The organism is Phycisphaerae bacterium (genome assembly GCA_018003015.1).
Taxonomy (GTDB): Bacteria; Planctomycetota; Phycisphaerae; order UBA1845; family PWPN01; genus JAGNEZ01.
The window spans coordinates 44,208-54,570 of record JAGNEZ010000045.1 but is presented as its reverse complement, the minus strand read 5'-3'; the positions used below and the strand labels follow the sequence as shown (position 1 = coordinate 54,570).

The 10,363-nt window shown below is 62.5% G+C and carries 7 protein-coding genes; 2 read left to right on the top strand and 5 right to left on the bottom strand.

What is annotated here, in order from left to right:
- The first annotated feature begins 420 nt into the window (after positions 1-420).
- Both KA354_17640 and KA354_17635 read left to right on the top strand, forming a co-directional pair.
- Entirely contained in the window at positions 421-3,921 is a 3,501-nt protein-coding gene (locus KA354_17640; protein ID MBP7936465.1) for a hypothetical protein, read from the top strand.
- A gap of 64 nt (positions 3,922-3,985) precedes the next feature.
- Positions 3,986-4,156: a hypothetical protein gene (locus tag KA354_17635; GenBank protein ID MBP7936464.1), complete on the top strand. Its 171-nt coding sequence runs from the start codon at positions 3,986-3,988 to the stop codon at positions 4,154-4,156.
- 132 nt (positions 4,157-4,288) lie between these two features.
- Here KA354_17635 and KA354_17630 read toward each other — a convergent pair whose 3' ends face one another.
- The 5 genes from KA354_17630 to KA354_17610 all read right to left on the bottom strand — a co-directional run bounded on the left by KA354_17630 (position 4,289) and on the right by KA354_17610 (position 9,771).
- Complete coding sequence (locus KA354_17630; protein ID MBP7936463.1) at positions 4,289-4,600, bottom strand: hypothetical protein; 312 nt, start codon at positions 4,598-4,600, stop codon at positions 4,289-4,291.
- Positions 4,500-5,180 carry a Gfo/Idh/MocA family oxidoreductase gene (locus KA354_17625; GenBank protein ID MBP7936462.1) on the bottom strand — a complete coding sequence of 227 codons (681 nt, stop codon included), beginning with the start codon at positions 5,178-5,180 and terminating at the stop codon, positions 4,500-4,502. The genes KA354_17630 and KA354_17625 overlap by 101 nt, the downstream gene beginning before the upstream one ends.
- A 521-nt stretch (positions 5,181-5,701) precedes the next feature.
- Positions 5,702-7,591 (bottom strand): DUF1080 domain-containing protein, encoded by a 1,890-nt coding sequence (locus KA354_17620; protein MBP7936461.1) that lies wholly within the window; start codon positions 7,589-7,591, stop codon positions 5,702-5,704.
- A gap of 149 nt (positions 7,592-7,740) precedes the next feature.
- Positions 7,741-9,387, bottom strand: coding sequence for a hypothetical protein (locus KA354_17615; GenBank protein ID MBP7936460.1), 1,647 nt, complete (start codon positions 9,385-9,387; stop codon positions 7,741-7,743).
- 30 nt (positions 9,388-9,417) lie between these two features.
- Positions 9,418-9,771 carry a hypothetical protein gene (locus KA354_17610; protein MBP7936459.1) on the bottom strand — a complete coding sequence of 118 codons (354 nt, stop codon included), beginning with the start codon at positions 9,769-9,771 and terminating at the stop codon, positions 9,418-9,420.
- Positions 9,772-10,363: the final 592 nt, after the last annotated feature.

The following is a 10,363-nucleotide window of genomic DNA, read 5'->3' as shown; positions in this document are numbered from 1 at the left end:
GATCAGCCGACGCATCGCCGCCGACATGCAGCGGGAGGCCCAGACGATCGGACGAACCCAAACCACCCGGTCACTCCACGAAAACCGGAACCGATGCCAAGTGGCCCGGTATTGATGCTACAGAGACGATATCTAGGTTGATATTTGTGGGGTTGGCCGACCCGCGCGGCTTGGCATTCAACACGCCTTTCCCCTTCGCCAGAGATGCGCCCAACGCCCAGAACCATGCCAGAAAACGGGCAGACGCGACAGATGGTGGAGACGCTGTACAATGGCCGACCACGGCCCGGCAGCGTAGCCAGTCGAGGTCACATGGGAAACGTCGGTTCTCGCAGCATCTGACACTATCCCATGATGCTGCTGACGACCTGACCTCGATTGATCTGGCTACGCGCGATGCCAGAGATCGGAGATCTGTCCATGCTTCGCTGGAGCGTTATCCCACTCCTCGTCGCCAGTATGCCCTGCTGGGGCAACACCTCGGAATCGTTTCCGCTCCGCGAGAATGGCACCATTCCGGTCTGGGTGATCGCCGGGCCGTTCCCCAACGCCCGCGTCACCGACCACGGCCAAGCCTGCTTTGGCTACTTCACGGACTATCTCAAAGAGCAAGGCGGGGAAGCCGAGGTTTCGCCCTCCGAGGGTGGCAGAATCGCCGTTGGGCAGGATCAGCCCGTCGTTTGGAGGGCGGTGTTCAGCAAGCTTTCGGGGCTACTCGACTACCGCGAGCTACTGGCCACCGGCCCCGAAACGGGCGGCGTTGCCTACGCGTTCTGCCACCTTGACGCCGATGCCACCGAGTCAGCACTACTCACGATCCGCAGCAATGACGGCGTGCGGGTCTGGCTCAATGGCCGACTGGTACATGATCATCATCTTGGCCGAACGATCGATTCTGGCGAGGACCAGATGCCCATCACCTTGCAGAAGGGGCCCAACCGGTTGCTCGTCAAAGTCGACCAGGGCGGGGGCGACTGGGGCCTGCTGGTCCTTTTCCGCCGGCCCGACGGCTCCCCACTGTCAGGAGTGAATTCGACTGTTAGAGTCAACGAGCCTATCGGCGGCCGGGTCCTCTCCGTCAGGCTGGTGCCGGCCCTCCTCTGCCCGAATATGCCGGATCCTGGTCAGGAGTCCGCCACCCTCAAGGTCGTTTCGGGTGGGCTGAAGAACGTCACCTGCCGCATCGCCTTGAAATGCTGGGCGCAGCCCTGGACTGTCCACGTCGGCGACCTGCCCGTCGGGGAGGCCCAAGTTCCAATCACCATCCCGCCCATCACTCGGGGCGGGCCGGCAGCCATCGAACTGCGATCGTCCACCATGCGGCGCGAGTTCACGGAAGTGCCGGTCGCAGCCCCCCGTCCCTGGCTGGTGTACCTTGTCCAACACACCCACACGGACATCGGCTACACGCGGCCGCAGTCGGAAATGCTCGCCGAGCACCTCCGTTTCATCGACAGCGCCCTGGACTGCTGCGACGCCACGGACGATTACCCGGACGACGCGAAGTTCCGCTGGACGTGCGAGGTGTCCTGGACCGTGCGCGAGTATTTGGCCCGCCGGCCGGCGCAACAGATCGAGCGTTTCAAGAGGCGAATAGCCGAGGGTCGAATCGAAGTGACTGGCATGTTCGTGAACATGTCCGAGATCGCTACCGAAGGCAGCCTGGCCGCTTCTCTGCAGCCCGTCCGCGGCATCAAGGATGCGGGTATTGCCGTCCGGCTTGCCATGCAGAACGACGTCAATGGCGCCGCATGGTGCCTCGCTGACTACTGCCCCGATGCCGGCATCAAGTACCTGACCATGGGCATCAACGCGACGCGCTCCCTGCTCCCCTTCGACTACCCGACCGCGTTCTGGTGGGAGTCCCCTGCTGGGCGGCGCATCCTCGCCTTCCGCCCGGATCACTACCACGAGGGCAACCTCCTCAAGATCGGCGACGGGAAGCTGGGGGTCTTCGAGGGCAGCCTGATGAAGTACCTCGGTGAGCTTGAGTGCGTGGGTTACCCGTTCGATCGAATTCCACTGCAGTTCTCCGGTTACTTCACGGACAACTCTCCGCCGGCCATCAGCGAGTGCAATCTCATAAGAGCATGGAACCTCAAGTACTCCCGCCCCAAGCTGCGGAGCGCCACCGCCAGTGAGTTCATGGACTACCTCGCCACGCAGGAGCCAGACAAACTGCCCGTCTACCGGCAGGCATGGCCCGACTGGTGGACCGACGGCTTCGGATCGGCTGCCAGGGAGACTGCCGCCTCGCGCCGAGCCCATGCGGACATGCTGGCCACGCAGGGGCTGTTCGCGGTCGCGTCTTTGACCGGTGAACCGCTCGGGCGCGGCACGGTCGCACGGGCTATGGCCGTCCACGACGCCATCACCTTTTATGACGAGCACACTTTCGGATCATCACAAAGCGTGGAAGACCCCACCGTTGAAAGCACCGTGGTGCAATGGGGCCAGAAAGGCTCGTACGCATGGGAAGGCGTCAAGCTGGCAGCTCTGCTGCGGGAGGAGGCCATCGGCGCGGTTCAGCACCTCACCTTGCAGGACCATCAGCCTCGCCTGACGGTGTTTAACACCCTCAACTGGACACGCTCGGGGATGGTGACTGTCCTGATCGAGCACGAGCTGCTCGGGCGTGGAGTCAAGGGCAGGTTCATCGACGAGGAGACGAAGGAAGAACTCGTTGCCCAGCCTGTCTACGAACGGCCGGAGGGGACCTTCTGGCACGTCTGGGCCAAGGACGTTCCCCCCCTGGGATGCAGGAGCTATCGCATCGAACGGGCGGGGACGTGGACCCCACTCGTACTGTTTGATCCCGCCGGGCGAACGCTGGAGAATGCTTGGTACCGCCTCACGCTCGATCCCTCGGCCGGAGCAGTCGACGGCTTGTTTGACAAGGAGCTTGGCCGCGAGCTGATGGAGAAGCACAGCCCCTGGCGGCTGGGGCAACTCATCTATGAAAGTATCGAGGGCGGGGGCCGGGAGTTTCGCAAGGACGCGTTTCGGCGGACCTCTATCCGCGACGTGTCACTCCAACCCGGGTCGGGAGGACCGGTCTACAGGAGCATCGCTCTTCGGGCGAACCTCGATGGCTTCGAGCCTAACAGCGTCGGGATTGAAATCCGCCTCTACGAAACTCAGAAGCGCGTCGAGCTCTGCTTCGACGCCCGCAAGCTGCCCGTCCGGAAGAGCGGGGGCGTGTATGTGGCGTTCCCGTTCCAGTGGGCCGGCGGCAAGCTCGTCTACGAGGCGCAGGGCGGCATGGTGACCCCGGGCGAGAACCAGATCCACCATTCCTCGTCCGATTGGCAGACCGTTCAGGACTTCGCCGCGCTGCGCGGCCGCGACGGCCAGATCATCTGGGGTAGCACTGAGATCCCCCTGGTGCAGTTCGGCGACCTCAACTGCGGAAAGTGGCAAGACACAGCTCAGGTCGCAAAACCGTTCATTTACTCCTGGGTCATGAACAACTACTGGTACACCAACTTTAATGCCACACAGGAAGGCCAGTTCAAGTGGAGCTATTACCTGACGTCGGCCGCCGACCCGTCCAACGCGACGGCCACGCGCTTCGGCTGGGGCTCGCGCGTACCCCTTGTCGCCCGCGTGTTGCCGCCTGGCAGCGGCCGCGCCCAGGCCACGGGCCCGCGGCCGGCATCACCCGTCTCCCTCCTGCGATGCAGGACCCCGAACCTACTGCTCGCCGAGGCTCGCCCCGCCTGGCACGGTCCAGGCATCATCCTCCAGTGGCGCGAGATCGAGGGCCAGCCTGCCACGTTCGATGTGGCCGATCAGCCGTTCACGCCGCATCTCCGCTCGGCCGACGAGGTGAGCGTGCTCGAGGAGGTCATCGAGCCGGACTGCCGATCCCTGTCCTTTGCCGCGCACGAGGTCAAATTCCTGCGCCTCACCTTCAAGTGACCGACTCACCTCGTTCGTCACGTTCAGCTTTAGCCTGGCGTGATTGTTGGACGGGCTCGGCCGGATGGCGCTTATGAATGCCCTCGAAGCGGAGGTGGTCAGAATGCGGGTTATCTGGTGCATCGGGGCGGAGGAGGTAGCGGCGTCAGTGGGCGTGGGTCGCGCGACAGTGGAAGGGTACTGGAGAGTCGCCCGCGTTCAGCTGAAGAGGGAGCGCGCGGCGCAGGATCGCTGAACGCAACCAGCGGGAATCCCCGCCCGCGGCCGGTTCCAGACCTTCCCCGCCCCCTTCGGTACGATCGTGCGACCTTGCTCCCTGCTCGCCTGATTGGGGATGTGCCGATTCGGCATGAGTATTGTGTCATTTTCAGGAAACCCCTGGGCTTGCTTCCCAGAGGCGCAGATAATCCCGCAGGAGTTCAGGCTTCTCCCAGTACTTGGGGATCAACATGAAGTTGAAATCCATGAACTCCCTCGCATGGCGTGAGTGCTCGCAGTTCTCGAAGGCATGAAGCGCGGTGCAGACGACGTTTCGGATGATCGGGTTGAGCTGCTTCATCTGGGCGTCGGTCAGGTGCTCATGATGGAAGTCCTCCATCGCGTTCCGGATCACCATGGCGATGTGACTGGCGAGCTTCCTGGTGTCCGGCTGGAGTTCGGGCACTTGGCTCTGGGGCATGCGGGCACCTCTGCTCTCTTCGGGCCTCACAGAATCGGACGCGAGACTGCGTGTGGGCTATGCCCGTGCTGTCGCGATACAGCATACCGCCTCGCCATGTGAGCGAGCCGTCCAGATTGAAGAGCAGGGAACGGCAGTCATGCACGTAGCCGCACTCGCCGTATGGAAAACCGCCGCCGAAGAGACCCTGCTGGACCATGTTGAGGATCAGCATGCACTCGCGGAAGTAGCAGACGTTCTCCGCCATCATGTAGAGCTTGCCGGTCTCCTCGACCGCGCGGACGAGCGCCCAGCAGTCGTCCATCGTGACTGCGGCGGACACTTCGCTGAGTACAGCCTTTCCGGCCCGGAGGGCATCGATCGACATAGTCGCGTGATCGGAGATGGGCGTCGCGATGATGACGGCGTCGAGGTCTTTGCGATCGAGCATCCGGCGGTAATCGGTCGGGCCCTTCTCTCCGTCATCTTCGGGAACCGGCCGGCCAGCCCTGACCAGGATGTCCCGGGCGTTCTTCGCCTGCCCCGCAGCCACGTCACAGACCGCGACAACGTCGACGTCCTTGGTGTTTGTTGCCAGCAAAGAACGCGAAGACCAGGACGAAGTCAGGCAGCACGGTGTCGAAGATCTCACCAAAGGCGAAGGTGGGGAAGGGGTTTGCTGGGAACATGAGGAAGGGGCGGGGGCTGGAGTATTTGAATGTGCCGAATCACGAGATGCTGAGCATGACTGCCGTATGTGTGAGCCGGGCGTCAGACGAAAAGATCGCGGCCTCCTGCTGCCGTCGCGGGGGGCATCTCGTCTGCCACCGGAGGAAGGCCTGACCAGAGACGCCCGTCGGCGCGCGCCAGCGCTCCATGTTGCCAGGCTTCGACCCTCTTGGCCCCTGGGCCTGAGCCAGGGCCTGATCAGCCTTGGGGACTTCGGCCGCAATCCACTCGCAGAGAAGTCGCGCCTCGGAGCAGCCATCCATGTGCCTTGTCCCTTTGACAATGACTTCGGCCGGCTCTCCGGTTAGCGATAAGGGTACACCGCGGTGCCATAAGCCACACCCGTGTCCGTTGGCTCAAGTGTGCCAACCTCATCCTTGCCTTCATCCCGCGCTATTTCAACTCTTTCAGATCAATGTTCTTGAACTGCACTTTCATCGGTGGTCCGGGGTGCATCTGCAGCGCGATGATTCCGCTCTTGACGGCGGTACCTGCGTCATTGTCGGTGATCTGGCACATCAGAACGCCATTGACATAGAGCGTGATCTCCGAGCCGCGACAGATGATTCGATATTGGTTCCACTCCTCTTTTTTGAACGTCTTCAGAAGCTCGGCGGCATCTCCGATCTTCTGGACTTCCTTCTTGCCATCGGCAGCGATGGTCACTTTCTCGCCGCGCTCCGCGATCAGCCCGCGCTTGTGATGATAGACATACCCCACCAGGCCGCCGTCGCCGCTCATGTCGGCCTGGTAGCCATAGGTGTCCCAGTTGGGCCGGCTTTCGGAACGGATCTGGACGCCGGAATTCGCGGAGGTGCTCAGTTTGAAATCGCAGGTCAGTTCAAAGTCGGACGGCTGGTCGCCTTTCCAGATAAGGTAGTTGCAGTCTGTGCACGGTTTGTCCGGTGTGCTTTGGGCAGTCAGCGCTCCATCCTCCACCTTCCACCAGCCGGGCGCGCCTTCCCAGCCGGCAAGATCCTTGCCGTTGAAGATGCGGATCATGCCGTCCGAGGCGGTTGCCGGCGACGAACGCCTCAGCCCCAAGAGCTTCATCATGGCTTCGACACAGGCATTGCCGACGAGCAAATACGTCTCTGCATTGTTCCATTCGTGACAGGCCCATCCGCCCGGTGAATCTTTCTCCTCCCGCACGAACTCGTGGGTTTCCGCGAACAGGACATTGCCCCGGAACTCCGGATGCGCCGCTGCGGCCGCTTGCGCCTTCCGGAGTTCGTTCCACTCCCCGTCCGCCTTCACCCAGGGACCCGTCAGTTCGCCGACCACCACCGGCAGCTTCGGGGCCTTGAGGTCCCGGCGCAGGTCCTTGACCAGGTTCACCAGATTCTTCTCGTACTCCGGCACGGCGTTCTTCGGATCACAGCCGTCGTTCCAGCCGTGCCACCAGACCAGGCCTGACAGCTCATAACCGCCGCCATCGTAGCCGGGGAACTCGATCTTCAGATTGGCCAGCACCTTGGCCACCGTCTCCAACATTTGTTTGTAGTTCGGCCCGACCACGCCGCCCGAACTGGGCGGGCGGAAATCAGTGTAGAGACTCTTCCCGCCCCACGCCGTCTTGATGATGAGCACCTGGTTGTCGAGGGCATCTCCCATCACGTGGCCGAACTGAAGCTCGGGTCCGAACAGGTTTGTGCCGGCCCCAAAACCGGCCGTCAGCCCACCTTTGCGGCCGTTGAACCAGACCCAGACGTCATCGCGTACCTTCCAGCGTTCGCCGCCTTGGCGGGAGTCCGCGAGCTTCCTCACTGTCTCGGTCACGTCGCGCATGGCTCCCTCGGGAAGGTCGCCGTAGGTAGCTCTCCGGATCACCACTTGCCCCGGCCTCGCGGCTAGGGTCAACGTCTGTCCCTCGTCCACGGTGCGTTCCTGCAGCCTGCCTTCCACCGTGTACTCGACCTTGAGCTTCTTCCGCTTGTTGGGGGCGGGATCACCAAACTGATCGTTGGTGGCCTCAATCGCCACCGCTTCGGGAACGCGTGCCAGCTGTTCGTCGTGCAGGTGCTTGACCGTCGCAGCTTTCGCGGGGTCGTGCAGCAGGTAGGCCAGCGTTCCCTTCCACTCCTTCCCGTCCTTGTCCAAGCCGGTGACCGTGCCGTAGCCCTCCATGTTGGACTGCCCGGCCAGAATGAAGACTTTGAGCGGGCTCTTGCCGGCCTGTTTCAGCGGGGCACCAGCAGTGGCCGGTTGTGCAGACGCCGGCTCGGCCAGCACGGCCAGGGCGACGGCCAGCGGCAGGACGAACGGGGTGACTTTCTTGTTCATGATCCAGGTTCCTTTGCGGGTTGTTTGATTGCAGCCACACCACTTGGGTTGAGCCAACACGACAACGACACTTCATCGGCTGGTCGTCGGCTCGGAACCGGCTTGTAGGCAAGCGGCTCTCGGTCATGAGTCCCCGGCCTCCTTCATGATCATTGTGCGGTTTGACGCGTGACGATGGGGACGTACCCCGCCCCCAGGCCCTTGGGTGGCGTCACCAGCAAAGCCGGATCGAGTGCCACGAGCGTTCCGCGACTCGGAGGCGCCATATAGTCCCGGTCAATCAGCCAGTTCGCATGGATCTTCTCCACGAAGGCCTGCAACTTCGCTTTCTTCTGCGCACTCCAGCCGTACTGCTGAAACGATGGCTGATCGATGAAGCGATACCACGAATACGTTACGACCGAGCCATCCGCGAGCTTCACCGTGAACGGGCCCGCTTTTGGCCCGGGTTGGGTCCAGGCGCCGCTTTTCGGTGATGTGTAGGGAGCACCTGGCCCGGCCAGCTTGAACTGCTGCGTGTGCAGTTGCGTCTCCGCAGGAACGTCCGCGGCTGCCACCGCGACTCGTCCCTCCCCGGCGTGTTTGAAGTACTGAGGGAACACGCCCTTCGGACTAATCTTGCTCTCAAACCACTCCAGGCCCCACACGTTGCCCTCGAACACCTTGGTGTCGAAGACGCGCTCAACGCCGGTGATCTTCTTTCCGGCCTGGTCGTAACGCGTGGTCTGCGTCGTCAGCGTGGACTTCCAGGCGCCTTTCTCGTCGAACCGTCCGGAGCAGGCCGGGCCACCGTTGCGCCAGGCCTTGAAGGCATCGTGGAGGGCCGCTTTCGAGTAGTAGGTCACATCCTGCACCAGGAGGGTCCTGCCCTGGCCGTCCACCGGGAACTGCAACCTGGGAATTCTCGAGTAGACGACTCCGTGTGCGTGTGGAGCGTCGAACCGTGGCACCGTGTTGATTTCCATCGCCCCGCCGCCCATGTTGCCCGGCCGAGCGTCGAGTCCGCGCCCGTACAGGAAGGGATAGTTGAACAACCTGCCGACCTTGCTCCACGTTTCCGGAATGTAGTACGCAATCGGCCCTTTGAAATTGGCCGCACTCAAGAAGCAGGTCCAACTCTGGTCTCCGGTGGGCGGGTCTTCCGTGGTCGGCTCCGTGAAGGGCAAGGTCATCCAGGTGTAGCCCAGGAACTGGCCGTTGGGATTCCCCTGAAACGGCAGGGCATCGGGAGGAATCAGCAGCCGGTTACTCAGTTGCGCGATGCCGAGTCGATTGTCGGGCAGAGCTTCGTTGTCGTAGAAGAACGACCAACCGGGTGAACCCACCTCGTAGTCGTAACACTGCGGCGTGGCGTTCATGCTGAACTTTGGCGGGCCGTAGCGGAAATGGTTTCCCGCCCAGTAGCCCAAGCCGCCCTCCACGGTCTGGAAGACGCTGGCCCAGGTGGGGCCGCGCTCTTTCCATGTCCGAGCCAGCGTGCCTTCCGGAGCAAGCGGCTTGTCCTTGTTATCTGAGTTGTCCGGCGTGATCCAGGCGCTGGGCAGACCAATCTGAAAGTCGGCGAGCGGCTGGTCAATCAGCGGCCAGACAGCCGAGTAGAAGCCCATGCCCGCACTGTACTCAGACCTGGCGGGTGGGCGATCGGCGTCGAAGCCGATGTACCCATGCAGGCCGTCGGATCGCGCGATCACCTTGCCTGCCTTGGGGGCCGCTGCGTCCTGGACCTGGGTTTCCTGCGCGGCACAGAGACAAGTGATGAAGAAAACGGCTGCAGCAGTCAGCGGTGTGATTCTCATGGTTGCTCCGATTGTGCCAGGGATATCACCTCAGACGATCTCTTCCTTTGCCGTGTCCCAGCGGACCACCCGCCGCTGCTGATACGAAACCAGCGACATCAGGAACGTCGCGGTTTCGACAAACGCCTCGTCCGTCGAGCATTTCGGGATCCCTCGGCTCCGGATGCAGTTGATCCAGTCGTCGAGGTGATTGGGCTGGAGGGGTGTCTTGCTCTGGTCATAGCCCTTGGGCAGGTCCGTGCGCTTGTTGTGTTCCTCGGGGATGATCTGGAACCGCGTGGCCGCGTGGGCAATGTCGTCAAACCGCAGTCCACGTACGCCTTCACATCGGGGTTGCGACTGCGTTCGATACCTTTCTGGCGGTGCGGGCCATAAACGTCGCAAACCGCCACCACCTTGACGTTGGGTACGGCGACGACTGAACTGATGAGGTCGCCCCCGCGCGTGCCCAGGCCGATGCAGCCCACGCCAATCGTCTTGCCGGGGGATGCGGATGAGAGAATCGCTGGAGCAGAAGTGGAAGCGGCCGCGAGCGTCGCAGCCGTTTGGCCAGTGGTGCGTAGAAACTGACGGCGGTTCAGGGTGGGCTTGTCTTTCATGAGTGTGAGCCTTTATGTCGTCTTGTTCAACCGGACAACTGTCACATCAGGGTAGAGTATTGTCGGAGAGCAGGCAATCTCTTTCGGTTCGCAGTTAAACGGAGACCCCGTCGCGAGCCCGAGGATGGCCCGAATACTCCGCCGGCCCTGGCGGATTTCCTCATCGCGGACTTCGGCTTGAACATAAAGAACGACGGGTTGCGGGCCGAACAAGTCGGCGGATCCAAACTGTGCGAAGTGAGGATCCGCCCCGCTTGTTCTCCCTGCCGTGGTGTCAGGACGGTACTCCGCGGGAAAGCCGCGCCCCAGCCGGAAGTTGTGTCGATGTTGTTCCAAACCAGCCTGAAGACAGTCCAAAACCAGTCGGCATCCAGTGC